Annotated in this window: 28 protein-coding genes; 7 read left to right on the plus strand and 21 right to left on the minus strand. The window is 43.1% G+C overall.

Annotation, left to right across the window (positions count from 1 at the left end):
• Nucleotides 1-36: 36 nt before the first annotated feature.
• The 3 genes from JI65_RS09295 (at nt 37) to JI65_RS09305 (ending at nt 2,326) form a co-directional block, all read left to right on the plus strand.
• A complete protein-coding gene (locus JI65_RS09295) occupies nt 37-570 on the plus strand; it encodes a hypothetical protein (protein WP_191015583.1) in 534 nt (177 codons plus the stop codon).
• 11 nt (nt 571-581) lie between these two features.
• Nucleotides 582-1,823, plus strand: a complete 1,242-nt coding sequence (locus JI65_RS09300) for a DNA adenine methylase (RefSeq protein WP_191015585.1) — start codon at nt 582-584, stop codon at nt 1,821-1,823.
• 134 nt (nt 1,824-1,957) lie between these two features.
• Nucleotides 1,958-2,326 (plus strand): hypothetical protein, encoded by a 369-nt coding sequence (locus tag JI65_RS09305; protein WP_191015588.1) that lies wholly within the window; start codon nt 1,958-1,960, stop codon nt 2,324-2,326.
• Between the two features lie 48 nt (nt 2,327-2,374).
• Here the strand turns inward: JI65_RS09305 and JI65_RS09310 are convergent, their stop codons facing one another.
• On the minus strand, nt 2,375-3,331 hold the full coding sequence (locus JI65_RS09310; RefSeq protein ID WP_191015590.1) for an MBL fold metallo-hydrolase: 957 nt from the start codon (nt 3,329-3,331) through the stop codon (nt 2,375-2,377).
• A 124-nt stretch (nt 3,332-3,455) separates the two neighbouring features.
• On the opposite strand from JI65_RS09310, the gene JI65_RS09315 reads away from it, so the two are divergent.
• Nucleotides 3,456-4,211, plus strand: coding sequence for a precorrin-2 C(20)-methyltransferase (locus JI65_RS09315; protein ID WP_191015592.1), 756 nt, complete (start codon nt 3,456-3,458; stop codon nt 4,209-4,211).
• The gene (gene cobM / locus JI65_RS09320; protein WP_191015594.1) at nt 4,208-4,963 is read left to right on the plus strand and encodes a precorrin-4 C(11)-methyltransferase; all 756 of its coding nucleotides are present in this window, start codon (nt 4,208-4,210) and stop codon (nt 4,961-4,963) included. Before JI65_RS09315 ends, cobM begins: the two co-directional genes overlap by 4 nt.
• A 269-nt stretch (nt 4,964-5,232) precedes the next feature.
• On the opposite strand, the gene JI65_RS09325 is transcribed toward cobM, so the two are convergent.
• The 17 genes from JI65_RS09325 to JI65_RS09400 all read right to left on the minus strand — a co-directional run bounded on the left by JI65_RS09325 (nt 5,233) and on the right by JI65_RS09400 (nt 18,274).
• Nucleotides 5,233-6,462 (minus strand): hypothetical protein, encoded by a 1,230-nt coding sequence (locus JI65_RS09325; protein WP_191015597.1) that lies wholly within the window; start codon nt 6,460-6,462, stop codon nt 5,233-5,235.
• A gap of 100 nt (nt 6,463-6,562) precedes the next feature.
• On the minus strand, nt 6,563-7,063 hold the full coding sequence (locus JI65_RS09330; RefSeq protein WP_191015599.1) for a hypothetical protein: 501 nt from the start codon (nt 7,061-7,063) through the stop codon (nt 6,563-6,565).
• Nucleotides 7,060-7,791, minus strand: a complete 732-nt coding sequence (locus JI65_RS09335) for an SH3 domain-containing protein (protein ID WP_191015601.1) — start codon at nt 7,789-7,791, stop codon at nt 7,060-7,062. The genes JI65_RS09330 and JI65_RS09335 overlap by 4 nt, the downstream gene beginning before the upstream one ends.
• Nucleotides 7,792-7,800: 9 nt before the next feature.
• Nucleotides 7,801-7,929 (minus strand): hypothetical protein, encoded by a 129-nt coding sequence (locus JI65_RS17545; RefSeq protein WP_277950595.1) that lies wholly within the window; start codon nt 7,927-7,929, stop codon nt 7,801-7,803.
• A gap of 21 nt (nt 7,930-7,950) precedes the next feature.
• Nucleotides 7,951-8,145, minus strand: coding sequence for a hypothetical protein (locus JI65_RS09340; RefSeq protein WP_191015604.1), 195 nt, complete (start codon nt 8,143-8,145; stop codon nt 7,951-7,953).
• Nucleotides 8,146-8,154: 9 nt separating this feature from the next.
• A complete protein-coding gene (locus JI65_RS09345; protein WP_191015606.1) occupies nt 8,155-8,541 on the minus strand; it encodes a hypothetical protein in 387 nt (128 codons plus the stop codon).
• Nucleotides 8,542-8,550: 9 nt separating this feature from the next.
• Entirely contained in the window at nt 8,551-9,639 is a 1,089-nt protein-coding gene (locus JI65_RS09350; protein WP_191015609.1) for an XAC2610-related protein, read from the minus strand.
• A 16-nt stretch (nt 9,640-9,655) separates the two neighbouring features.
• On the minus strand, nt 9,656-10,282 hold the full coding sequence (locus tag JI65_RS09355; RefSeq protein ID WP_191015611.1) for a hypothetical protein: 627 nt from the start codon (nt 10,280-10,282) through the stop codon (nt 9,656-9,658).
• Between the two features lie 9 nt (nt 10,283-10,291).
• Nucleotides 10,292-12,007, minus strand: coding sequence for an SH3 domain-containing protein (locus JI65_RS09360; protein WP_191015614.1), 1,716 nt, complete (start codon nt 12,005-12,007; stop codon nt 10,292-10,294).
• A complete protein-coding gene (locus JI65_RS09365) occupies nt 12,004-13,122 on the minus strand; it encodes a YARHG domain-containing protein (RefSeq protein WP_191015617.1) in 1,119 nt (372 codons plus the stop codon). Before JI65_RS09365 ends, JI65_RS09360 begins: the two co-directional genes overlap by 4 nt.
• A 54-nt stretch (nt 13,123-13,176) precedes the next feature.
• Complete coding sequence (locus JI65_RS09370) at nt 13,177-13,938, minus strand: SH3 domain-containing protein (protein WP_242457209.1); 762 nt, start codon at nt 13,936-13,938, stop codon at nt 13,177-13,179.
• Nucleotides 13,935-14,702, minus strand: coding sequence for a hypothetical protein (locus JI65_RS09375; RefSeq protein ID WP_191015620.1), 768 nt, complete (start codon nt 14,700-14,702; stop codon nt 13,935-13,937). Before JI65_RS09375 ends, JI65_RS09370 begins: the two co-directional genes overlap by 4 nt.
• 9 nt (nt 14,703-14,711) lie before the next feature.
• Nucleotides 14,712-15,398 carry a hypothetical protein gene (locus tag JI65_RS09380; protein ID WP_191015623.1) on the minus strand — a complete coding sequence of 229 codons (687 nt, stop codon included), beginning with the start codon at nt 15,396-15,398 and terminating at the stop codon, nt 14,712-14,714.
• Nucleotides 15,395-16,219, minus strand: coding sequence for a hypothetical protein (locus JI65_RS09385; RefSeq protein WP_191015625.1), 825 nt, complete (start codon nt 16,217-16,219; stop codon nt 15,395-15,397). Before JI65_RS09385 ends, JI65_RS09380 begins: the two co-directional genes overlap by 4 nt.
• A gap of 205 nt (nt 16,220-16,424) precedes the next feature.
• Complete coding sequence (locus JI65_RS09390) at nt 16,425-17,111, minus strand: YARHG domain-containing protein (protein WP_191015628.1); 687 nt, start codon at nt 17,109-17,111, stop codon at nt 16,425-16,427.
• Entirely contained in the window at nt 17,108-17,794 is a 687-nt protein-coding gene (locus tag JI65_RS09395) for an SH3 domain-containing protein (protein ID WP_191015631.1), read from the minus strand. Before JI65_RS09395 ends, JI65_RS09390 begins: the two co-directional genes overlap by 4 nt.
• A gap of 156 nt (nt 17,795-17,950) precedes the next feature.
• The gene (locus JI65_RS09400; protein ID WP_191015633.1) at nt 17,951-18,274 is read right to left on the minus strand and encodes a hypothetical protein; all 324 of its coding nucleotides are present in this window, start codon (nt 18,272-18,274) and stop codon (nt 17,951-17,953) included.
• A 659-nt stretch (nt 18,275-18,933) separates the two neighbouring features.
• Between JI65_RS09400 and JI65_RS09405 the strand changes: the two genes are divergently transcribed.
• Nucleotides 18,934-20,751: an SH3 domain-containing protein gene (locus tag JI65_RS09405; RefSeq protein WP_191015636.1), complete on the plus strand. Its 1,818-nt coding sequence runs from the start codon at nt 18,934-18,936 to the stop codon at nt 20,749-20,751.
• A 116-nt stretch (nt 20,752-20,867) separates the two neighbouring features.
• On the opposite strand, the gene JI65_RS09410 is transcribed toward JI65_RS09405, so the two are convergent.
• Together JI65_RS09410 and JI65_RS09415 are read right to left on the minus strand one after the other, a co-directional pair.
• The gene (locus tag JI65_RS09410; protein ID WP_191015639.1) at nt 20,868-22,187 is read right to left on the minus strand and encodes an SH3 domain-containing protein; all 1,320 of its coding nucleotides are present in this window, start codon (nt 22,185-22,187) and stop codon (nt 20,868-20,870) included.
• Nucleotides 22,188-22,316: 129 nt separating this feature from the next.
• A complete protein-coding gene (locus tag JI65_RS09415) occupies nt 22,317-23,960 on the minus strand; it encodes an SH3 domain-containing protein (RefSeq protein ID WP_191015642.1) in 1,644 nt (547 codons plus the stop codon).
• Nucleotides 23,961-24,035: 75 nt separating this feature from the next.
• On the opposite strand from JI65_RS09415, the gene JI65_RS09420 reads away from it, so the two are divergent.
• The gene (locus tag JI65_RS09420; protein WP_191015645.1) at nt 24,036-24,323 is read left to right on the plus strand and encodes a hypothetical protein; all 288 of its coding nucleotides are present in this window, start codon (nt 24,036-24,038) and stop codon (nt 24,321-24,323) included.
• A 23-nt stretch (nt 24,324-24,346) separates the two neighbouring features.
• On the opposite strand, the gene JI65_RS09425 is transcribed toward JI65_RS09420, so the two are convergent.
• Nucleotides 24,347-26,182, minus strand: a complete 1,836-nt coding sequence (locus tag JI65_RS09425; protein WP_191015647.1) for a YwqG family protein — start codon at nt 26,180-26,182, stop codon at nt 24,347-24,349.
• Between the last annotated feature and the right edge of the window lie 2 nt (nt 26,183-26,184).

Raw genomic sequence — 26,184 nt, forward strand, 5'->3', positions numbered from 1 at the left:
TAATATAAATAACAAAAAATGCAACAGAGGTTGTTAATGAACCGCATTCGGCTTTTTTTTATTCCTTTTTTTCTCATCATAATCGCATTCGGCATACTAGGATTTACAGCATATCAAAAGAAAAGCCGACTTGTTGCCACAGAACTTGGAAGCACATCCGAAGAAGTTAGGAAAACTTTTGGTGAGCCAAACCTTATCGTTGAATGCGGTAAGGTAAAAGTTTTTTCATACAAATTGCTCTCAAGAAAAAAGATTATTTTCTCTTTCCTTGATGACCAGCTTCATAAAATCTCTGAGAAAAAAAAACTAGAACTTAATACCGTTAAAACTCAGGAAGCAAAACGCCCTGCTATCGAAATTTTACAAAATATCGACGAAATTGAATCTTATACGCCAGACAAATTTATTGAAGTATTCGGTGCGCCCGTTGACTTGAAAAAAAAATCTGGGCGCGGAACATGTTTTATTTATCAGATTGAAAAAAAACATTTTGTTGCCGTTCAGTGGGACGATGGAAAAATCGTTGATGTTTATGAAATAACCGAAGCCAGCGGCAAGGCAAATAAATAAGGTGGTCTGCTTTGGATTTCTCATCATCCTACCTAACGGAACAAATCATCGCTTACATCGGTAACAAGCGAAAACTTTTGCCACTCATATACTCCGCAATCGAAAAAACAGGTCTTGAAATAAAAGCTGGATTAAAATTTCTAGACGCTTTTTCTGGAAGCGGGGTTGTCGCGCGCTTTGCGAAGGAACTTCAATTTGAAGTATTCGCGAACGATTGGGAATATTACTCGAACGTGATTAACCGTGGCTTTTTGGAGACAAACAAGAGCGACATAAAAGACCTTTTTGGCTCAGAAGAAAAATTTTGCTCACTTTTGCGCGAAATAAACAATTTGCCGCCTCCAAGCGAAGACGACCAATACATCGCAAAGTATTACGCCCCAAAGGAATTTGAAGCGGACAAGGCCGACTACCGCACCGAAAGACTTTTTTATACGCGGCAGAACGCACTTGCAATCGACAAAATCCGAAATTACATCGAAGGCAATTTTAATGACTCCGACAAACGAAAGAATCTTCTTTTGGCAGAGTTGATTTACGAAGCTGCGACTCACAACAACACGAGCGGAGTTTTTAAGGCATTCCACAAGGAATTTGGCGGTCACGGAAAAGACGCATTAAAACGCATTTTTGGCAAGATTCAGCTGAACCTGCCAGTTTTGACGGATTCAAATCAAAAAATGCACATTTTTATGGAGGACGCGAACCAACTCGCCCGAAAGCTAAAAAATCTCGACATTGCGTACCTTGACCCGCCGTATAACCAGCATCAGTACGGAAGCAATTACCATATTCTGAACACGATTGCAAAGTGGGACCACGTACCTGCAAGCCTTGAACTGAACAACAAGGGAGTTCTAAAAGAAAAAGCCGGAATCCGGCACGACTGGATTCAGACGCGCTCAAGCTACTGCTACAAGGACGATGCCCAGAAATCATTCGAGGATTTAATCGAAAACCTTGACGCAAAGCATATTCTCGTAAGTTATTCCACCGACGGAATAATTCCGTTTGAAAAAATGCTCGAAATCTGCATGAAGCGAGGAAAACTCTCTCTCGTGACGAACGAATATACAACGTACCGCGGCGGAAAACAGAGCAACAAACGACAGAATGCGAACATTGAATTTATTTTGTGCATCGACACTTCAAAAAAATCTGACGAAGGCACAAAATTGATGATAGACTCAGTTCTTGCAAAAAAGAAATTCATGCTTTTGTTCAAGCAGAAATTCTACAACAAAAAAAATTAAAGTCAATTTGCAAGAAAATTACGAAGGTAAAAGGCAAATCGAAAAAGGATGAAGGAAAATTCACGCTCCTTATTCAGGCTGGCGAAACTTCGCTAACGCTCGAAAGTGACTACTTTTTTACGCTGAGCCCATCTGTGGACTGCGACATTGCAAACTTCTCAAGCGAAAGTCTAAAAAAACTCCATGACGTTATTATGCCTTGCGCCTGCGAGACAAAGGAAGAAGAACTTTTTGAGATAATTTCGCACGTTGAAAGCGATGAAAATCCACTTTACTTTGCAAAAATGATTCCTCAGACGCTAAAAAAACTTGCCCACAAAAAAAATCGGGAGACTTTTTATGATTGGGCAAAGCGAATTGATGAACTAAAGTTTGCCGATTCAGCCCGACGCGACGAAATAAACAGTTTAATCGGCGAAAAAGTAAACGAAGTAAAAAAAAATAGCGGAGATTCGGTTCAGCACGTAAGGCGAATTGTCGCCCCCGATAATCTAAAACTATAGATTCCCGCATCAAGTGCGGGAATGACAAGAAACGCGACATTCGGGCTATTATTTTAGCTCAGTCCGGTGCCAACGCAAAATATTGTCTTCAATAGACCAGCCGATTTTTTCTTCTTCGTAAAGTCCTGTCAAATAAGACCGGAGCGTGCTGCCAATCAAAACGAACTGGCTTATGCCGAGTTTTATGCCGTTTCGGTCAGCGACTTCTTTTAAAATCTCCTCGGTCGTTTTTGGCGTTCTTAAAATGTCGAGAATCAGTTTTTCGGTTTCGAGCAATGCAATTATGTTCAGTTCCGAAAGGCCTTCAATATCTTCAACCAAATCTCCGTGACTCGGAACGTAAAAATCCGATTCAATTTGAGCAAGCTTGTGAAGCGACTCTTTGGATTTTGTCTCGTCCAAAAGATACTGAATCCAATACCGCTTTATAACGTTCCGCCCAGAAATGGCATCACCCATAAAAAAAGATTTTTTTCCGTCAGTATCAACGATTAAAAGCCCGATTTGATTCATGTAGTGACCTGGAAGCGAAATCGGTTTTATTGCAAGTTGATTTTTTTCATCAATTTTTAAAATCTCATCTTTGCCTTCCTCAATTATTTTTGTGGCATGGCTCGGTTTTGCGAGAAGAAATTTTGAATGAATGTCGTGAATCGCAGTTCCGCCCCAAATGAGCGCGGTTTCAATCTCCGGGTATTCCATTAAAGACGCTTCGCCTTTGCTAGTCCAAATTTCGCATCCAGTCTGCTGAAAAATATACGGATTTCCGCCGCAATGGTCTGCGTGCGAATGAGTGTTGATTATGGCTTGCAACTTTGCGTCCGGAATATTATTTTTTAGGATTTCAAGGATTTTTTGCGCAATAACATCGTCGTTTCCAGAATCAATTATATACACATCGGTGTGCGTTCCACGCGGAATCTTAATCACTCCGATGTTTGTCTGCATTTTGATGTAAAAAACGTGTTCCGTAAGCTGTATAAAATTTTCCTGTGTAAGTGACATAAAGATAGGGTATCGTCAAGACGGAATTTTTTCTACAGGTTGAACACTAACAAAACCAAACCACTTTGATTTTATCTTCAGAAAACCAATCCACTTTTTACGATAAATTTGTTACAATGTTTTTATGCAGAATACTTTTTACGCAGTGAGCACAGGCCCAGGAGGAAGCAAATTCCTTACGCTGGAAGCGGTGGAAGTTTTAAAAAACTGCAAGACGATTTTTTATCCGCTCACAAAAGCAGATTCAAAAAATCACATTGCATTCGATACGATTAACGAAGTAAAAAATCTCTTTGATTTAGATTCTGATTCAACATTTGATTCAAAAAGATTTGAGTCTCTTGTTTTTTCAATGACAAAAAATCAGAAAGTCCGGCAAAACGAATACGACGAGGCACAAAATAAAATTCTTGAAGCCTTAAAAGACGGAAATTGTGCCTTTGTTTCTATAGGCGACGTTTCAATTTATTCCACATCTGCAAGAATTTCAAAAATGATTGAAACACATGGCGTAAAAATCGAATTTGTTTCTGGAGTAACGTCTTTTTGCGCGGCGGCCGCGACGGCCAAAATTGAACTTTCTTTGCCAGACGAAGAAATAAGAATAATTCCAGGGGACAAATATTTTTCGGAAGGGAAAATCGACGAAGTTCTCGGAGCAGAGGGAACGAAAGTCTTTATGAAATCCGCAAGATTTTTAAAAGAAATCTTAAAAAAAGTCAAAAATGCCTCGCTTTTAGAAAACTCGACTCTCGTGCGGGATGCAGGTCAACCAAACGAACTTCTTGTATGCGGAAGCGAACTTTTAGGACTTTCTGATGATTTTTTTAAGGATTCATACATGAGTATTTTAATCGTAAAAGGCAGGGGGAACGCATGATTTATTTTGTTGGAGCTGGAAGCGGAGCTGCGGATTTAATTACTTTGCGCGGAGCTAGACTCCTTGAAAAAGCAGATATCGTAGTTTGGGCAGGAAGCCTTGTGAATCCAGAGCTTTTAAAAATGTGCAAAGCTGACTGCGAGTTTTTTGACAGTTCAAAACTTTCGCTAAAAGAAACTAACGGAATTCTTGTTCGCGCGGAAAACGAGAAAAAACTTTGCGTGCGGCTTCATACCGGCGACCCGTGCCTTTACGGTGCGATTCGGGAGCAAATGGAAGAATTAAAAAAGGCCGGAATCGAATATGAAGTGGTTCCTGGCGTTTCAAGTTTTTGCGGAGCGGCGAGTGCCCTAAAAACAGAATATACGGTTCCCGAACTTTCGCAGACTGTGATTATTACACGAATGGAAGGCAGAACGCCAGTTCCTGAACGCGAAAAAATCCGTGAACTTTCTAAGCACGGCTCAAGCATGGCAATTTTTTTGAGCACAGGAATGATTTCGTCCCTTGCAGAAGAATTAAAAAAGGGCGGGGTATACACGAACGAAACTCCGGTCGCGGTAGTTTACAAGGCAACTTGGCCTGACGAAAAAATCGTCCGAGGAACGCTCGAAAATATTGCAGAAAAAACTCGCGAAAACGGAATCTCAAAAACCGCTTTGATTTTGGTGGGAGATTTTTTGGGCGAAAAGTACACTCCAAGCAAACTGTACGATGCAGGATTTTCGACGGAATTCAGGTCGGCAGAGTAGGCGTTGCGACTAGTTGTTGAAAGGACGCTCTAAGCCCCGCAACAACTAATCACCAATAATACTGTTAAAGGTCTTGTTAAAGTCAAGATAAAGATGAAAAAGTAATTCAATAAAAGTGCGGTCGAAAAAATACCTAAAATTATACGAAATCGTCCCAGTCGTAATGAGAAGCCGCCCAATGCAGAGCCATAAAGCAAATTACCAGAAAGACTGCCCAAAGAGCTTTCCCCAATGCGTCTCCCATTTTTTCCTACTTTCACAATTTCTCGTCAGTCGAACATAGTATAAAGCGCAACGCCGTCGGGGATATTTTCCACCAAAAGATAGCCGTTTTCGTCGGTTTGCGTTTCAATCGCGGCTTCCTCGTTCTTTCTCTCTTCGTCTTCAAAAATCACATAGATTGTGGCGTTGCAGTGTGCTATTGGCTTGCCCGTTTCCTTGTCGATGTACTGTGTCTTAATACACTGCGTGCCGTTCAGCTCAAGGTTCAACGTCCTGATTTCCCTGCCGTTCTGCTGATAAGTCCGCCAGTTTTTGACAGGCAAAAAGCTCTTGTCCCGCTCGTAGCTCAGCGTGATGAGGTATGTTTCGCCAGCATAAACCGAGCTTTTAACGCTCATAAAAAGATTGAACTGCTCATCTGAATCGGGATATTCTTTTTCTGAATCCAAAAGAAGCTCTTCGCTTCTGTCTTTCTTGTAAAAAACGCCGTCGCTTGAAGCGATGTGAACGAATCGGCGCGCGTCCTTGTCCCAGTAGCACAGCTCAAAATCTGCGTCGCGCGGAACATTTTCCATCACGAACTTTTCTTCGTCCTCCGTGATTTCTGGCCTTTTGTAGACGATGATTTCGTAGGAATCCTGTTTTACATATTTGTCCAAATCCTCCCGCCAGTTGATGAAAAAGCCGTAGGGAACAAAAACTCTCACATTTTCGTCTGACTTTGAAACGCCCTCAACATCCTCAAAATCCTCATCGGGCAGGCGAATCTTTTTTGTCTTTCCTGCCACAACGTTTTTCTTTTTCTCAACAGGAGGCTCTGCATATTTGTTTTTGCAAGTCAAAATGATTTTATCGCCCTGAAGAGAATCGTCCAACAAATGCCAAGTGAGATTGTACACGGGCTTCAGCCTTGGCTCAAAAGGAAAAGACGAGTAAATCGAAATGAATATCAACACCCAGACAATCGAAATACCAGCGTTCACGAGTGAGGGAGTAAGCCCTTTCCAGCTTTTTGAAAAAAACGAGAGCACAATTCCCGCAATCGATAACGGCAGCACTGCAATCCAGCCGAAAATAACGGTGTACAAAAAAAACGCATTCGCAGTGTCGCCGATATGTCCCAAGGTTTTGAGAAAAGCGGAATCAGATTCGACAACCTGTCCGCCCTCAAAAACATAGTGTATGCCGTCCAAGCGACGGAGCAGAAAGGCGGCAACCCCAATCGCATAGACAGCAATCTGTAGTGCAAGAATGATTTTTATGACTCTGTGTTTCATTGTGACATCTCCTTTGTCAGCACGAGCGGAACGGGGAAGCGGTAGCCCTGGAAAGCCCGGCCCCTGCCTCTTTGGAGACAGGGGAAAACTCCTGAATTTTTTAATAGGAAAGCTGCATGACGTGAAAGACCGTATCAAGATAAATGCAGTATTCTTCCCCGCCTGAAATGTTTTCAAGGATGGTTTTTCCCTCGTCATCGGTTGTAGTTTCTTTTTTTAGAAGAGGTTCTCCATTGTTTATTGCGAAAGCACGACAAGCATAATATGGTCCATATCCGGTATACTGAACCTGGACCGAGAATTTCAGCTCCGGCTCTCTGATGAAAACGCCATAACCCATATTTTCCGGAATCTTCTTAATGTGGATCTGCCCCTTCCGGTCGCTTTTAACCTTGATAATTCCTTCCTGGCCATCGTCCAGCACAACAATGATTTGACATTCAAGATTCTGGATTGGAAGACCATTTTGGTCCGTAAACTGAAGTTTAAGCCAGTTTTTTCCATTAAGCTCAATATTGTCAGTTTTAAAATCACTTGAGGCACAGGAAACCAGTAAAAATGCCCCCAGCAAAATCATTGTCCAGAAAATAAGTTTTTTCATTTTGTTTTCTCCGCTTTCTCAGCACTCTTCCACAGCGGCACTCGGTATTCCGTGCCGTCGGTGAGGTAGCCCGCGAAGCACCAGCCTTTCGCTCCGTCTTTCGTGAGCACTTTGACCCACGTAGATTCGATTCCGTCGATTGTGACATCTTCGCCAACTTCGATGACTGTGGCTTTTTCCTTTTTTTTCAAAAGACCGATTTTTTCTGCATCGAGAGATGGAGTAGAACGGATTCTCAAGTTGTCTGTTGCAACATATTTATGGTTGACAAAGCGCACATCGTCAACGACACGCCAGCCGTCAATGTAACATATTAAAACATCTTCTCCTCTAAAACGATTGGCTACAAATGAATAATAAATTTCAACAGATGTAAAAAGCGGCATATCATCAGGAAACGATTTTCCATCAGCCCAAAACCCAAAACAATATTCTCCATCTCCAAAGAACCTTAAATTCCTCATCTGGATATCCGGATCATCCTTATCATATTCGTTGAGCACCAGATGTCCCTGACTTTTAAAAGCCATTCCTGGAGCAGATTCATAAACTCCAGCCTTATAAGCTTCATTTTCGATTCTTTCTATTGAACTAATCCAGATTGGTTCATATTTGCTCTTGTCGAAGCCGTCCACAAATCCGCTTCGTGCAGATTGTGCCTCAGCGGTGAGCAGACAAAACAACATCAAAACAAAAAATATTTTCTTTCTAGAAATCCTAAAAACCATAAAAATCTCCTACATCACATAACCGCCGAAAACCCAGCCATATTCAGGCTCTTCATTTTTCCACTCGTAGCGCGGAATCAGAATCTCACCCCACGGAGCCGTTATGCCGTCAATCGTCTCTTCTTTTCCAATCGCCACGACTTTAACGGGCAGCCTGTGCTAGAGTCCGCAAAGACGATTTGACTTTAGCGAAGGATTATCCCGGACGCGCAATCCTTCCGTCGAATCCACATACATCGTGTCGATGACTTTGCCATTCTGGTAAAACCGAGCTTTGTCCGAAAAAGCTGCTGTCATCGCAAAAAGCAAAACAAAGGCAAAAAGTCTGCTTTTTCTCAGATTCATAAAATCCATATTTTCTCCTCATTTTTTCTCAATATATTTTATGATGACTTCAGTAAAAATCATAAGGGCAGTTCCGAGAACCGCATGATACAAGAATCTGTAGGGAGTCCAACACGGTGGAAGCCCAAACCACTGCAAAAACATTAAAGCGGCGTACAGAACGACCAATGGAATTTTCCATTTGAACCAGGGAATAAAGGTAAGGATTAATTCTACGACGGCAAACAAAATGAAGCTATAATATGAGCCAAGTCCTTCAGAAAGTTTTCCGTGTGTGGCATGATTCGTGAAATGCTCCAAGAATTCCCAGCCAGCAATAAACAAGCAATAGAATATAGCAACTGTAAGTGCGTGAATAATAAATGAAATTACAATATTTCGTATCGGAACCTGCGGATTTTTCATTTTTTCTCCTCAAAAATCAAAGCCGTCAAACTCAAGCACTCGCTTCCATTCCGCTGAAAGCTCCTCGTAAGAAAACCAGTTTATTCCGCCGTCTTCTTTTTGAGGATTCCAGTTGAATTCATAAGAATACAGCCCAGTTTCGGTGTCGTGGAACAAAGCCGCCTTTGCGCTGTATTTGCCTTCCGCAAATTCGTAGATGTAATACGTCATCACGCCCGATGTGTGCAGCCACGAAGAATAAAGCAGCCTGTTTTCAGAGTCGCACTTCAGGTTTGTGTTCGTGACAGTTTGCCAAAAAGGCGGAGCAAAATCGAATTGCCCTTTTTCAGCGTTCCAGAAAAAAGCCTCGTAATAAGGCTGTGCGCCGCCCGCCGTACAACCTGCCAAAATCAGAATGTCGGCATAGCCGTCAAAGTTCAAATCGACCATCTTGAATTTCTTTTTGATGCCGAACAGTTCTGCAAAATCCTCGGTATATTTGTATTCAAGACTCTGAATCCATTTTCTGTCACGCCACACTTCAAGGTGCATGGTCTTGTCCTTGATTTCGTTGTTGAAGTCCGAATCCGAGCAGGTAACGAGCGTGGTGTAAATCTCGCCACGACCAAGCAGAGCGTTGATTTTTTCGGTATCAAGGTCAGTGATTTTTAACGGCGGGTTGATTGCACGGGTCTGGGTGTCCGTCTTCCAGTCGTCGTCCTTAAAACTCAGGCATTCATCTACAGTTGATAAAACTTTATACAGATTTGGCTCTCCGCCGATTTCCTTGAAGAAAAAATCCACATGCCAGAAATATCTTCCGCCGCCCCAGCCGAACGAAAGCGAAAAGCCCTCGTCAGTCTCTGAAAACTTTGGCACGCTCAAATTTTTCACTTCGTAATCAGCGACAGGAAGCCTCAGTTCCCAGTTTTTCCCATTACAAAAGATTGTCGCGAACCACCTTGAAACTTCTTCATTCCCAGAAACATCGCGTCGCCTCTCATAAGAGATGGAATATTTTTTGCCAGTAACAGAAAAGTTTCCGTCCAATTCCGTTTGCGAAAAAACAGCAAAAAGTGTTAAAAGAGAAAGTATTACGGTAAAAATCAGTTTCTTCATAAATATCCCCTTATTTTTACGGCATTGCAAAAAGCGTAAAGAAATCCGCAGGCGTAAAATGGTGCGGGGCGCAAATATAATCCAGTTCCGACGTATGATCCTCGCCTGCAAGCGTATATTCAATGATGACCTTCACGTTCTTTTTGCTCCAGCCACTCGCTTTTCGCCCGTACACGTCTTTTTGCAAATCAATCAAAGTGCAATACAAGTTTTTTCCGTCTTCTGTTTCAAAAAGTGTTCCGTCCTCGTTGTACAAAAGGTTCTCTTCACGAAAATCTCCTGAATAATAGCCGTTTTGCGTTATGTTGTAATACGTCCAGCCCGATTCTCCCTGCACGCGAATGCTCTTGACATGGAACAGCCCAACGTCCTCGCTTAGCGAGAGGTAGAGCTTTAGGTGCAGATTAAAGTCCAGCGTGCCGATAAAGCCACGGTAAAAGCAGGGATAAAACAGCACGACGAGAGGCTCTTTTGCGTCGATTGAGCGAGGAATGGGCGACCAGCCTTTTTTGTGATGATACAAGACCATTTTGTTCGAAGAGTTTAGCTCGTATCGGTCAACAACATCAGCAAAAAGCGAGAACAAAGGAACTACGAAAAACAGCGCGGAAAGAATGCAACGACGTGCAATTTTGTATCTCATCTTTTTCTCCTACATCACATAACCGCCGAAAACCCAGCCAGTGCTGACTTCGCCACCTTCAACAAAATGCTCATCGTTCACCGCCTCAACCTTGAGCCATTTGCCTTTTATGCCGTCAATCACAACCCAGTTGTTGTCGTCAACGTCAACGATTTTCAGCAGCGTGCCAGCGTCAAGAGTGCCAAAAACAAGAGCGTCAAGGTTCGGCTCTGCTCTCATTTTAAGGCGGCAAATCGGATTTACATAAAAATCAGGCTCACCAAAGGGGCGTTCAGGCTTTGGCTCTCCGACGCATTTTTTTACAAAGCGGAAAGTATTATCGTAATCCCTGTCCTCAAAGATTCGGGTTTCGTTCGTGATGACTTTGCCTTTTTCGTCCGTCTGGTACTCATAAACATAAAGCGCATCGGCATAATGCTCAGAAGATGAGACAAAGAAATGGTTTGCAATGCCTTTCGGGGCTTTTCTGGAATTGTCGGAAGTTGTTATTGAATAAGTGCAGATTTCTTTGGCTTTTGCCTCGTCTCCGCTTGTTTTTAGCGAATAGAGCGTCGTGGATTGATTTATGGTTCTCTTTTTTTCGTTGAAATCTCCGACCGCGATTTGCTCAAGAATTGCAGGGGGATTTGCTGTTGCAAGATTTTTTGGACACAAAATGCGAAGAAAGCCGTTTTTCTTGGTCAAATCTTTTGGCGAAATCGAAAAGCACTTTTTGTCTTTGTCTTTGAAACACATCGCAGAAATCTCGGTTGTGCCATTAAGAAAAGCCAAATCGTACGTTTTTTTGTCGCCCAAAACTTTTTCGAACTCCTCTTTGTAAAATCCGACTCCGCCGTTTTCGTCTGTCCGAACGTTCGTGTATGCTGTCTGATAGACAAAATTAAGTCCTTTTTCTTCCGAGATGAATGCGTAAGAAGAGTCGTAAATGTTTGCGATGTCGATTCCGCGGATTTTACCTGCGCGGTTATTCACGAGGGCAGAATAAATGGGATAAAGCGTCTTTGTTTTAAGCTCGATTCCCCAGCCGCAAATGCCAAGCAAGCCGACGCGGGTAAAAGGCGGAAGCACTTTTATCGTGTGGTATCTTGGATTTTCAGCGCTCTTTCCGTCTGTGTCCGTGTCCAAGAAAAATGCTTCGCGCACGGTAAGAGCAAAAACGTTGCTTGTCTCGCTTGTGGCAAAGTAGTTCGGGAGCGCGCGATTATAATACGGATATTTGTCCCGCCAGCTTCCCACAGAATTATCTGAATACACAGCAGCCCATTTTGAGCGCTCATCATCTTCGTCATAAATCATATAGTTTGTCTCTTCATCGTCGCAAAAATCTGGAAAATGATTGAAGCCGCGCTGTTTTATCTGTTTTTTTAGCTCGTCGGCGTAAAAACTTGGGAATGCGTCATCAAGATAAGCGCCGAAAACCCAGCCGTATTCGTCTTTTTTCTTGTCTTTGCGATGCTCTGGATAAAGCAGGATTTTCACCCAATAATCTTCTGTTCCGTCAATCGTCGCTTTTTCGCCGATTTCCACAGGGATAACATAATCCGAGTCCAAAAGAGTCGCTATTTTCTTTGCGCTCAAGTTCGGCTCGCTTCGGACGTTCAAGCCTTCTTTTGAGTCCACATAAAACCCGTGCAGTTTTCCGCTCAAATAAAAGCGCATTTTGTTTGCTGAAAAAGCACAAAAGGCATTGAGCAAAACAAGTGCAAGCAAAATATGTTTTTTCATTTTTGTTTCTCCTCGTATTTCTTGATTAGATTGACGTTTGCTCGCTCTATCTCGTTTAAGTTGCTTTCGTTGAAATCGGGATTTACCTTGTACCATTCTTCCAGAGTGAAATATTTTTTGTATTTTTTATTTTTGAACTTGTAGCCGTGAATGGCATAAAAAGCATTTCTAAAAATCGCAAGTTGTGATTTTGTCATAAAAAAAAGCAAGTCTTCGCTGATTTTTTCATTTGAGAAATCGATAAGATTTCCTTCTGTATTGTGTGTAACAATTCTTCCGTTTTTTTCCCAATAGGGAATAAACAAAACAGAAGTTTCATAAAATATGTTAAATGGAACAAACGTAATATCAAATTTTGCGTTCTCAGAAAAAGAATGTTGCTTTAAGTCCGCCTTCCAGAAAAATTCACCCTCTGTAAAACGAGCAAAATCCAGTTTTATATCCTCTGCCTTGCTAAAATATTTATTCGCTTTATCATATAAAGAAATCCCGATTTCGCTCGGATAAATCTCTGAATTTTCAATTCCCTTATAAACAAAAGTGTAGTCTACAGGCACTCCGCCTGTGTTCCTTGCAAGCGGAATATCATATAAAAAACAAAACATGCCCTGATAACTAAGATTCTTGTAAGACACATTCAGCGTTTTTTCGCCGTCTATCTCAAAGTCAAATCTTATTTCGATTTTGTCTGTTGTTTTATAAATCTCCCCGTTTTCCTCGTTTAGACTTTTGTAATAAACGCTTTTGTCAACCAGTGTTTCGTTCAAAAAGACTTCAAACGGGATTTCTTTGCCACCGTTCTTTATGCAAAAATCAAGCGGAATCAGAATGTCGTTGCAAAGCCTCTGAAAGCCCAAAACCTTGCAGTCAATCACAGCCGAAATATTTTTTTTCTTCTTGCCAGAAATCACATAATCAATTGAAGCAAAGTCTTCAGTGCAAACAATTTTCTGATTTTTTACCAGAACGCTTTCATCATTAAAAACTGGACACGAAATTTCAAAAGGATTTTGACTTCCTCTTTCGTCCAAACAAAAGCCCTGTGTCACAAACACAAAAGTGGTCAGCAAAAACAAAAGTGCCGTGATTGCAATCTGCTTTTTCATTACTTTCATAAAACCTCACTACTTAAAAAGTTCCGCCTTGTTTTTATCAAAGGTCTTTTCCCATTACCAGCCAGGATCGAAAATAAACTTTATGCCCATAACGCTTTCGCCGTTGTCAAAAACAAGCATTTCCACATGGCAAATGTTTCCCCAGCCTTCCCAAGCCTTTATCTCTTCGCCGTCATCAAGATAATAACGCTCTCCGTTTGGCTCTTTGCCAAAAATCTCGTAAACTTTCTCCAGTGAATCGCCAAGCCGTATCGGAAAATCCTTTGGCAAGCTACCATTGTCAAAAACATAAACGCCCAAAAGAAAATAGCCTTCTTTTCCGCTCTCGTTGTCTTTTGTTGGGTAAAAGATAAAGTTCATGCCCTGACCGTAAACTCTGTTTGTGTCCTCTTCGTTAAAACTCGAAATATTGCGCATATTCTTTTCGATGTTCATCGTCGAAGTAAATTCGTCTGCAAGCCCTTCAAGATAATCTGCCACAGGGTGCAATGCCTCGTAACAGCGGAAGTATGCGGCTGATGCAAGGGATTTTGAAAGATACGCGCCATAGACAAATCCCCATGAGCCGTCTTGTGTGCGGATTTTGCACCAAGGCTCTTCAAACTCGCCGATTGTCTCTTTTTCCGCAGTTTCTTCAATGAGTTGAACACGCTCGTTACATTTGAGCGCAAACTTCTTCTTTCCGCTAAGGCTCGGCTTGTCGCGCACGTTTACGCCGTCTAGCGTGTTGACGTATCGCCAGAGCGCAGAATCTTGCGCTGTTGCCAAAACGCCCGAAATAAAAATCAGCGCAAAAATCAAAATCAGTTTTTTCACTTTTTTACCTCAAAGTAAATGCTCTTTTCCTCGGAATCAACAAGTTCTCCGTTTTTGTCAAGGATTGGCTTGTAGCAGCCATAAAATCTAAGCTTAACTTTCTCAGAATCTGCCGCAATGATTTCAAAGGCATCATACACCCAGCCTGCACAAACCGACCAGTAACCGTTCTTTTGTATTTCTTCATCAAGAAAAGAATCAAGCGGATATTTTTTCATGGTCGCAAGGTCAAAAAGATAAACGGCTTGAGCTTGCTCATCCCAATAAACGAGAAGATTGTTCTTAGTATCGCAGGCGGGGTTACTGCTGTCAAATTCAAGAATCACCCTTCCTGATTTTTTTTCGTAAAGATAGTTTGTGTAGGCTCCGCCATAAATTGTAAGGATGAAATAGTCATCAAAATCAATGTTACAATAGCGGTACATGTATTTTTCAGGGTGGATTGAAGCACTGCCTCCGTCGCTGTCAGCAATCAGCCGTAATTTTCCATCATTTTGAAGATAAACTTGAGACGAAAGGCCCAGCTCTTTATAAGTCCAGACAACAGGCCTCAAAAGAAGCGTGTAGCCGCCTTTCAGGGAAAATCTCTTTACGGTAATTTTGTCACCACGAGTGTCCGTAATATTTTCGTCCACAACGACATCGCTTTCAACTTCCCAGATTGTTTTCTTGTGCGAGTCTGACAATACCGGCGTAAATCTTTCTTGAACGAAAGCAATTGAAGATAGGAAAACCAATGCGATTGCTGGAATGTATTTTTTCATTTTTCCCCTTTATTTTACGCCAAGAACTTTTTCAAGTTCGGTTTCCCAAGAAAAATCAATTATATTTGAATCTTCTTGATTAAGGACGAATTTGCGAATGATTGAGCCAGTGTTTTGTCGGGCTTTTTCTTCGGCTTTTTCCCGCGAAAAATAAAACGCATAATGATACCAATCCCCTGTCATTTTATGAGAAAGCGTGTGCCGCGTAATTTCGCCAGTCCAGTCGGCTTCGCCGGATTCACGCTCGAACTTCTTTGCCACAAGATAAAGCGTGAGCAGATTGCTTTTAAGCGGATTTACCTTTTTTACGCAAGAAGCAACGCGCTCAAGTAAAATCTGAACGGCTTCGGCCTCGCTCTTAACGCGGTATGTTTTAAGGTCTCCGTCTTCGGAATCATTATGCTCGCTAACCCAAAGCTCATAAACTTCTCCGTTTTGGTCTGACTTTTTAAAAATTTCGCTCCAAAAACTTTTTTTGACAGTCTTTAGCTCGTCATAATTTTCTTCAACGAACTTCAAAAGCGGAAAAATCGACTCGCTGTTATCCAGCGTTTCTGGACTGTATGTAAGGCCCCAGCCAAAGTCTAAGCAAAAAGAACCGACTTCAAGACGAATGTTATCGTCAAATTCCGCGTGTGCTGAAAGCGAGAAAAGTATTGCCGTGAGAAAGCAAATAATAATTTTCTTTGCTTTCATTTTTCCTCCTTCGTCAGCACCAGCGGAACAGGAAAGCGGTAGCCTTTATACAGCTCGTCCGCAGAATAAAGAATGTCGGAAAGCGGCGTGTGTATCGTGAGCGTGTCGCCGTCTAAGGAATAGGAAAGCTCGCAGTAATCCGTAAGGCTTCCGTAGCCGCCAACGCCGTCTTTGTAGCCTTCTGTGTAGTCCGTCACGAAAAGCTCGATGTGGCTGTCGGTGGCGGCGTATTTTCCTTGCCACGCATAAAACTTGTATTTGCTTTTTTTGTAGTCAAACTTGATTTTCATTTCGTCAGCCTCTGGATACCCCAAGCCGAACTCCACGGTGATTTCCACTTTCTCGTCGGAAAAAGTCCACCGAACAGGGCTCGGAGAAAGGATTTCCCCTCGCTTTTCGCCCAGAGCGACGCGGGATTTTTGTTCTTCGTCTTTGGCTTTTTGGATTTCACACAGCTCATGCCATCGTTCATTGTCGATTTTAAGCGAAATCTTGCAGTCTTTAAATTCATCGCTAAGGTTCGGGATAAAAACCTCTGAGTTTTCGTCGCACTCTGTCCAAATCCGTCCCTCTCGCCCGTCGCCAAATTTCACGGTGATAATGATGGGCATATTTTTCATAAATGCTTGAGTTATGCCTTTCTTGTCCGCAAAGTGAACATGATACCATTCCGAGCCGTCGAAGGTGATTCCTTCGCTTTTGAAAACAGGCGACGGCTCAACGTTTTCGGGCGGTGCAGGCGGATTGCTTGCACAAGAAGTAAACAGCACAGTTTGAAAAAGCAATACCAGAGCGATACATACAATCTTTTTTGCTTTCATAAAAAATCCTCCGTCAAGTCGCATAAATGCACATTTGCAGGAAAAAGAACCAGATGCCCATCATGATAAAATGCAGGACAGAGAAAAGCAGCTCTTTCGATAAAAAGCGGCATTCGTCGGCCGTCCACGCAAGCACGGAAAACAGGACGCCTCCGATTGAAAGCACAATAAAGATTGTACTTTCTCATTCCTTCCTTAATTGCAATTATTTCTCCGCAAGCTTTATAACTTCGAGCAAACTTGATTCAAGGCGGTTGAAACGCTTCTCAACGTTTTCGGCACTGCTTTCTTTTGGAGAATACCAGTCGCATTTGGAAAAAATCTCGCTCAGGTCGGCGGATTTGAACTCGTATCCGTATTTTGCATAAATCGTGTTCCGCAGGATTCGCAAATCTTCTTTTGAAAAGATTTTTGCTATCTCAACAAATGCTGCAAGGCAGTCAAAATCCGGGTTGTAAGAGGAGTTATTAAATGCCTCGTTTTGAAGATACCACCTGTAAAACTCGTCCGCAAGGATTCTGTAAAAATCAGTTTTGCGGTATTTTATTTCCTCGACATTTTTAATATTTGCCTTTGGAGGCTCATTGAAGTCATATTTTGCCGCTGAAAATATCCCATCGCCCAGATAATCAGGGTGATAGTTCCCGTAATTCCCAAAAACACGGTAATAATCACCTTTTTCATTTTTATAAAAAACAGTGAGTCCATTTTGATATTCATAAATCATAAAATTATTTATGAAGTAAAACTCTTCTGAATACTCTTCGCCTCTATGAACAGCATACTTATAATTATAGATGTAAGTTTCTTTTCTGCACTTGAAAAATTCGTCCGCCCACGCCACCGACGACAGCACGAACAGTGCCGCAAAAATCAGAAATAGCTTTTTCATTTTGTTTTCTCCTCCGCTTTGTCATCACTCTTCCACATCGGCACTCGGTACTCCGTGCCGTCGGTGAGGTAGCCCGCAAAGCACCAGCCTTCCGCTCCGTCTTTTGTGCGCACTTTGACCCACGCCGACTCAATCCCGTCGATTATAACATCTTTGCCCAGCTCGATGACGGTTGCGCACTCAGCTTTCACGAGCCGACCGATTTGCTTTGCCGAAAGTGAAGGGGATTCCCTGATTTTGAGATTGTCCGTTGCTATGTATTTTTGATTCACAAAGCGAGCTTCGTTCACAACTTCCCAGCCGTCGATATAAGGAAATATTGCGTAATACGGAGCTTCAAAATGATAATAAATTATAAGAGACGTAAAAGGCGGAATGTCTTTTGGGAATGGAACACCTTTTGTAAAATCTCCTGCCAAATAACTATCATCACCATAAAAACGACCTTGAGTTCCTCCATTCGACCAGTCAAACTGGTTTATAAAATGGCAATAACTTTTAAAATGCTCGCCAGAAATTCCTCGTTCATAAGAACGCTGCGCAGTTTCATAAGCATCACCCAAAGTTTTCTTCTCATACCTGTCTATTGAAAAGCCGTCTGCAAATCCGCTTCGTGCAGATTGTGCCTCAGCGGTGAGCAGACAAAACAACATCAAAACAAAAAATGCAATCTTTTTCTTCATAAATATCCACACAAAAAAGGCGGGCAAGTTTTTAGCCTGTCCGCCCAACAGCCTGTAGCTCTTACAAAGTGGTTGCCCCAAAAGTATTCATCTACGCTGCATGGATTCCGAAACGAGTTCGGAATGACACTGAGCAACGAACATATTGGACAGTCCCTATTGCTTGTCCGAAATACCGAACGCCACCCAATCGTTTTTGTCCACCACGACTTTAACCAGTTTTTTCATAGTGGACATACAATCAGAAAGCTTTTTCCGCGTCTCATCAACAGCCGCCGTCTTGTTTTTTAGAGCAGCCTTGAGAGCCTCCTGCTCGCTGTTTTGGCTCGCAAGAAGCTCGGTCAAATTCTCAAGCTCCTTTACCTTCGCCTCCGTGATTCCCACACCAGAAACAGCGTCCGCTTTCTGCTTGAGTCCGTCCGCCATAAGGCGCGCGGCAGAAAGCTGCTCTGCAAGAGATGTATTTGCTTTTGATGCCATTGTTTTCCTCCTGTGGCAATTAAACCTGTATAAACTATACTAGTGTACCCCTATAACTGCAAGCACCCGCAAAAAACTTTTAGGAAACATTCCTAACGGTTTAGGAACTCGTCCTAAGGCTTTAGGAATCTCTCCTAACGGTTTAGGAACACTTCCTAAAGGTTCAGGAGCTCTCCTAAAAGTTTAGGGAACTTTCCTAAGGGGTTAGGAAACTTTCCTAAAGGTCTAGGGAGCTTTCCTAAACGGGTGGGGCAAAAGGGTGGCTGAGTGGATGCTGAATCAAGTTCAGCATGACGCGCGGGTTGTCACCCCGAACTTGTTTCGGGGTCTTTTGCCCACACGAAGGCAGATGCTGAAACGAGTTCAGCATGACAGCCGAATGACGAAAAAGCTAGTCCAAATACGCGCCGAAGACCCTGGCGGCAGTCGCCTCTGCAGGAAGCGAATCCTTGATGACATAGCCTTCCACTGACTTGTCATCGTTGACAGGCGCAGTGCGTGCTCTAAAAGAAATCCTGAAATCTTCGGGCTTCAAGATTGCAAAAACGATAAATATCTCAAACACAAAGAAAATAAAGTCTTAAGAGCCTTTACAAAAACTCTGATTATGCTATATTTCGCATATGAGAAACTTTTTTAGAGTAACAACCATTTTTCTTTTGGCGTTTTTTCTTGCAAGTTGCAAACAAAAAACTCAAAACACATCGCCAATCGCTGACTGCGTGGTGACTCCGAATGAGAGCCCAGTAGAGATTTATTCGGATACAGAAAAAAAGGAGAGTACATACTATGAACTTTCAGTTTTTACAGAGCCTACACAGCTCTCAATAATCGAACAGTCCGGCGATTTGCTCAAAGTGAAGTTCTCCGACGGCGGCTCGAAAAAGACCGGCTGGATTTCATTGAAAGACGTAACGCTGACGAAAGAAATTTTTGACAAGACCGTGAACCTTGCGATTGACGGAGATGAAAACGCAAAGATTTTGTTCGAGCACAGTTTTTACATGTTTTCAAATGCGGAAGCTGTTGAGAAGTTGACGAAACTCCTTGCCGACTTGCACTTGAAAGACCGATTGCAGAAAGAGAATTGGGAAGATGACGCTGTTCTAAAAAACTTTGTTTCTTTGATTTTGCCAAAATTTCAAAAAGTTACCGACTTTAGCCCGGACACAACAAACCCTCTTCATATTTTGCTTCCTTATGCGAACGAAGATATTTTATTTTTGTTTGACGATATGAGAGCCTATGACAGCGAAGGGCGTTCGTGCCTGATGCTTGCCGTAAAATCTATGAACATCGAAGCCGTAAAGTATTTTTATAAAAAAATCAAAGCCAATAATTTTAGCGGTTTGACTCACAAAGACAACGAAGGCCGCGCGCTCGTTGATTACATCGACAATTGCAAAAACGACGAAATCAAAGAAATGCTTGATCTTTGCCGTTATGATGTTCCAAGCCTTGTTTCTCAGTGCGTGGGATATCTCATTCAAACACAAAATGACCGTGAGCTTGCGGCAGAAGCCTTGACTGAGATGTCAGAAGACAAGCAAACGATTTTGCTCACGCAGCAAGAGTTCGCCCGCGGGGACTCTCCGATTGTTGTCCGCCAGGCGCAAATGTTCCTGCCCGACGGCACGACGACAGAGGTCAACTCGTGCGACACTGTGGAAATTGTGGAATTGCTTAGCGACAGATACGGCGAACAGCCATACAACAGCCTTTTTGAATACGATGAATACAATCCCGACAGCGCTCAAAGATACTATACTCGCTACAATTATTATCTTGTTCGCTTCAAGGACAAAGTTGGCATTTTGTCAGGCTCGGCTTTGGCGCATGACGAAATCACAATGGGCGCTCATTTTTATAGTTCTGCCGAACTTGATGGCGTGAAACTGTATGTTAATTACAAATACATAAAATACATTTACACCAACGAGAGCGAATATTTTGTAGATTTGTATGAATATGACTTAAAAACCGAGCAATTGAGAAAACTCGAAACTGGCTTTGCTGAAAACGAAATGCATTTTGAGAGCAGACCAATTTCTTTGGGCAATCAAGATTTCATGCGCAACTTTACGCTTGTGAAATCCTTTCCGTTCAAGCTCAAAGAACAGAATTACTATTTCTGCGCGTTCAGCTTCAATCCGTTCTCATGGGCACCAAACCGCTCGCTCTATCATTTCTACGCGGTTCGCGACGACGGCACTGCCTTCCTGCTTGGAACTTTTGGCAACTCAGAATATGTGCAGCACTGCGCGGAAGTGAACAGCGATTTTAAAGCCTCTTTGGACGAAGACTCCGCCTTGCCAGAATTGACGATGTTTGAATACGGCTACTGGAGTCGGAATTTGGAAACAGGGGAAAAAGAAAACCCGTTCACGATTACTCAAAAATACAGATTCGACACAGAAGCCTTGCGCTTTGAAGAAGACGGAGATGCCGAAATTGTAGATTATCTTCCTGAGTTCTAAAGATATTCTGTCACCCCGAACCTGTTTCGGGGTCTCTGCTTCGACTCCCTTCGACTCCGCTCAGGGAACAGTGGATGCTGAAACGAGTTCAGCATGACAGCCGAATGACGAAAAAGCTAGTCCAAATACGCGCCGAAGACCCAGCCTGTGCTGACTTCGCCACCTTCAACAAAATGCTCATCGTTCACAGCTTCCACTTTCGCCCAGCTTGCCATAACGCCGTCGATTTGCTCCTGTTCGCCAACTTGCACAATCTTTAGTAGCGTGCCAGCTTCAAGAGTGCCAAAAACTTGTGCGTCAAGGTTCGGCTCTGCTCGCATCTTCAAACGGCAAATCGGATTTACAAAATCGTTTTGTTTGTGCGTCTTGCTCCGTCCTTGCGGTTCGCCGTCGGTCTTGCTTGTTTTGCTGAACTTGTACGGATTTGTTTCGTCTTGCAAATAGAGCGTAACTTCGTTCTGTGTTATTTCTTTGCCAATGTGCTCAAACTCGTAAACTGCAACGCCGTTTTCTGTAAAAAAATGATTGCTCAAGCCTTTGTATTTTTCTCTGACCTTGTACATGCAGATATTATTGAGGGAACAGAAGATGTCGTCCTTGGGCTCAAGTGCAAAAATCAAGATATACTCGCCGCCGCTGGCAGAAATCCCGTAAGAAAAAGATTTTTCTTCCAGAATCGGCACAGGATTTTTCATATTGAGCGGATACAAAAGCCTGTATTTTTTGTCGTACCATAATGCAGGAAGTCTTTGACTTTTGCCGTCGCAGTCGATGAAATACGGAATGTAGCTTAAGAAGTTTGATGAATCCTCTGTGTTTACGGTTCTCAAAGCCCTCTCGATTTCATTGAACGCTATACCCGTGCTTTTGCTCGTAATGCGCTTCAGCAGCGCTTGAAAGGCTATACTCATTTTTCTTCCTTTTCCGTTCCTCGCGAAAATAAGGCTGCTCAAAGGCGCGATGTCGATTCCCCGAATGTAGCCTCCAGTGCGAAGATAATAAATCGGGTAAAGCAAGCCGTCTTCTATTCCGAAGCCTGCAATACCGTACACATCCAGCTTTGTTCCTGTTTTCTCGAAACACAACTCTCCGTATTTCTCATCATTGATGGGCTCCCAGAACGACAAGCAATCCCTCACAACCATGCACTTCACGCCCCCTCGGCTGTCCTGACAAAGATTTGTGAGCGCGTATTTGTATTCCACTGGGGTCGAGTCCCAGACAAGTGCTTCGTTTTGCTTTTTCGGTCTCATATAATTCACGCCGTCGCCAGAGGGAAAAAACTCCGCCTGAACTGAGCCGTTTTTTATAGCCTCTTCAATCAGTTCGCTTTCGGTCATCGGGGAATCTGGAGCAAAATCAGTTCCGCCACCCGCAAACACACCGCTCTTCGCGAAAAGCAAAATTGCCAAAATCAAAGCTGTTTTCTTACTCATAATTTTCTCCTGTTTTTCATCGGCGTTTTGTCATCGGTGAGCTTGTTTGGGAATCTCTGCTTCGACTACGCTCAGGGAACAGCGGATGCTGAAACGAGTTCAGCATGACGAAAATGAATGACGAAAAAGCTATTCCAAATACGCGCCGAAGACCCAGGCGGCAGTTTCCTCAGCAGGAAGGAAATCCTTGATGACATAGCCATCCACTGACTTGTCATCGTTGACAGGCTGAACTTTCACCCAGTTCGCGCTCAGTCCGTCAATTGTCTGCCGCTCTCCGACCTCGACAACTTTGAGAAGCGTTCCAGGCTTTAAAATAAGGAGCGTCCGTGAATAACGGTCAGGGGACTGTCGCATTTTTAGACGGCAGATAGGATTTACATACTGTCCCACTTTCAGACTCTGGCTTTTTCCCTGCGGCTCGCACAGTGCTTCATCTTCACTGAAAAACGCATAAGGAGAACTGTCTGTTTGCCGAAACGCTTCCTGCCTGTTCGTTTCAACCTTGCCCATTTCGTCAGTCTGATACTCATAGGTTACCACGCAGTTTTTGGTAAAGTAATGATACGCCATTCCGTCAAAGCCCACGTCCGCGCTCGTGTAGCCGTATTCGCAAATCTTTTTTAGCTGCGCGAATGTATCAAGGGAATAAAGCTCCGTGTAATACGTTCCGCCGCCCATTCCGCCTGAAAACCATTCTTTTTGAACAATCGGCACGGGTTTATTCATATTGAGCGGATAAAGGAGTTTGAGAGTGCTTGTCCGCTTGTCGATTTTAACGGGGAGTTTCTTGCCTTTGGGGTCTGTGTACTCTGCAAAGTTCGTTTCAAAGCCGCCTCGAAGCCATCTGCCCTCATATGTCATTTCGTGGCTGAAATATTTTTCAAGCTGATCGCTCGTGGAAAGTTTTTCTCTTTCCCATTGGTTGTGATTCTGAACGTTTTTCATCGAAACATTTTCCAGAATCGGCTGATAGACAAGCGTGTGGAATCCACCCTTGCCGTCGCTCGCCTTTGAAACGCAATTTGCGCCCGTAAAGTCGATTCCGCGGATATACGAGTCATAGCCAGTCCTGTAAATCGGAAAGAGAGTGCCGTTCTCTATTCCCCAACTCGACACGCCTTTTACCTTGAACGTTGTGCCAGCTTTCACAAAGCGAAGCCAACCGTAGGCCGCTGGTCCAGCAGGGGCAAAATACATAAAGCAGTCGCGCACGGCAACGACTTCGTTCTCTGTTTCATACTCCCAATATTTGCAGGCATAGTTCGGAAGCGCATGCGAAAACTCAGTGTTCGGCTTTTGCCATTCCGCGCCGTCAAACTCAAAGTATGCGCTAGGATTTTTCATATAGTTAATGGCAGGATTTTTTGGAAAATAGTTGCTGAAAAGGTAATCCTCGTTTTCAACGCTGAGCTTTTTTAGATAAGAGATTATTTCTTTTTCGCTCATCGGGCATTCTTTCTGCAAATATCCGCCGAAAACCCAGCCGTAGTTTCTGAAATTATCTTCCTCAAATCCGTCGTAATCGATGAGGATTTTTGTCCATGGAGCTTTTATTCCGTCGATTGTCACGATTTCGCCTTCTTCCACCACGCCAATGTATTCGCCGTATTTTAGTGCACCTTTTAGCGCACCGATTTTTTCTGCGCTCAAGCTCGGCGATTCTCTGATATTCAGTCCCTCGCGGGAATTGACGTACATTCCGCGGAACTCTTGGGCAAAACCAAAGAGCGCGAAAAACAAAGTTAGCAAGATAAAAAAAATCTTCTTCATTTTCTTTTCCTTTTTGTTGTGTGCTTCGACTCCGCTCAGCAACCGTGCTTCGGCTACGCTCTGCAACCGCACAGAATGAACGTTATTCCGAACTTGTTTCGGAATCCGCGCTTCCTTAACGTCAAGGAGGCTTTCCTTAACATTAAGGAGGCTTTCCTTGACCTCAAGGAGGGTTTCCTTAACCTCAAGGAAGTTTCCCTTAACGGCAAGGAAGTGTTCCTTGACCTCAAGGAGGAGTTCCTTAACGTCAAGGAAGTTTCCCTTAACGTCAAGGAAGAGTTCCTTAACGTCAAGGAAGAGTTGTCATTCCGAATTTATTTCGGAATCCGTGCTTCGGCTACGCTCAGTAAACGCAGATGCTGAAACGAGTTCAGCATGACCAAAAATCAGTAGCAGTCCCAGTTGTAAAGCACGTTTGAAAAATCAAGGTTCTTCAAATCTGCCCGGCTGATAAAGAAGTTCGCAATCCCGCAATCTCCCCAAAGGATTTCCCAGCTCTTGCTTTTTCCGTCCTCGCCGTTGCCCATTTCGCTGTCCATCTGGAACAAAAGCACGTCGCCCACTCTGCGCACGTCGCTTTGCGTGAAGTTAGGAAAGCCGCCAATCTGGTGGTTTGCGTATTTGTCGTCCAAATAGAACGCGTTGTAATCGTCCTCTTCAAACCAGTCGAGCGCGCCTCCGTCGAACACAGGAAAGCCAAGCTCTTGTGCGATAGCCTGCACCGTGTCGTCGAACTGGTCGTCGCAGTTGGGGTGAACAAACGTGAGTTGCTTTTCAAACGAAAGCGCATATTCTTTTTCAAACGGGAGATATTCCTCTTCGTCTTTTTCGTCTGACGCAGTTTTTACGCCCATTGCGCGAAGCTCCGCCTCGCTCATTGCCATGATTGAAGAGATGGACTTGTGATAGACGATGCGCCAGTTTTTTTGCCTTTCGTCCTTAAAATCCAATCCCCACAAATCATCGGCTTTCACAAAAATCTGTAAAAGTCCCTTTTCCGGAAAATCGGGCAAATGCGGAACGTCTGCAAAGTTTATCTGCGCCAAAAGATAAAGAGGCTTTCCGTCTTCGTCGCGCGGAAACTCGTCTGTTCTCTCCCAATAAGGAAGCCCGCCGAACTTGCTCGCGGTCAAAGGAAGCGGCGTTTCTTTTACGGCTGTCTTTATGCGAATCGACTCCGCGCCGTCTGTGTCGTGAATGCGCTGTAAAATCATTTTAGCCTGTTCGTGCGTGTACTTTTCTACATCGTCGTTTTTGCCAGAATCTTTCTTTGGAACTTTTACCGTGAAAAATCCTGATTGTATTGTTTCGTAGTTTTCAGATGACTCTTGTTTGTCACGGACGAGCGGCTTAAAGATCTCATCAAATGAGTTTTCAAGATTTTTTGATTTTGACTTCCAATACGCGTTGGAACCTTTATCATTAAAATCCGACGGAGACTCTCTGTTTTTTTTGATTTTGCTGTAGATAAAAAGCAAAACGGCTGTAAGCAATACGATTGCCTGACTACCTGTGAGCACGAACAAAATTATTCCCACAGCTGCAATCACAAGCGGAACAAGAATATCCCAAATAATGACAGAGCTTTTCTTTGAGCTTTTGACAGAGTTTTTCTTTGCGGGTTTAACATCATTGTTTTTTGGAGCCGAAGAATATTCAGAAGACAAATGCTCTTTAGAAGCATTGTCACCGTTTTCATCTTCATCGCCGGAACTAGGCGTAAAAAAAAGCGTGTTCGTCCAATATTCCGCTTCAATCTCGCGCACATCAAAAGTGTCGCCGTCGTAGTGAATGCGCTTTAGAGCCTTTTTGATTTCTTCATCGATGTTTTTTATTTCTTCAACAAGTTCGGCGTTCTTTTTCTCAAACTCGTCCTCGTCGGCTTCTATTTCAAAGATTTCAGCGCACTCAAGATGAATGTAAGTCTGCCTGTTTTTGTAATCTTTCAAGAATTTTATAACATTTTCGGCTTTCTCTTTGTACTCTTGTGGAAGTTTTGAAAAGAACTCTTCGAGCTTTCGAACTCCGCCGTCATAATCAGCCGTAATCGCGATTTTTCCTTGTCCAGAAAACAAAATGGAGTCGGTCGCTTGCGGTGCAGAACTCACAAGAATGCGATAAATCAGCGGAATGTTGCACTCGCTTTCCGAAAGACCGATTGCGCGCGGTTTTGGACAATCTGAAAAAACATCCAAAGAATAAAGATAACTTCTGTTTGCCATAA

The sequence above is a fragment of the Treponema zioleckii genome (assembly GCF_014737315.1).
Lineage (GTDB): Bacteria > Spirochaetota > Spirochaetia > Treponematales > Treponemataceae > Treponema_D > Treponema_D zioleckii.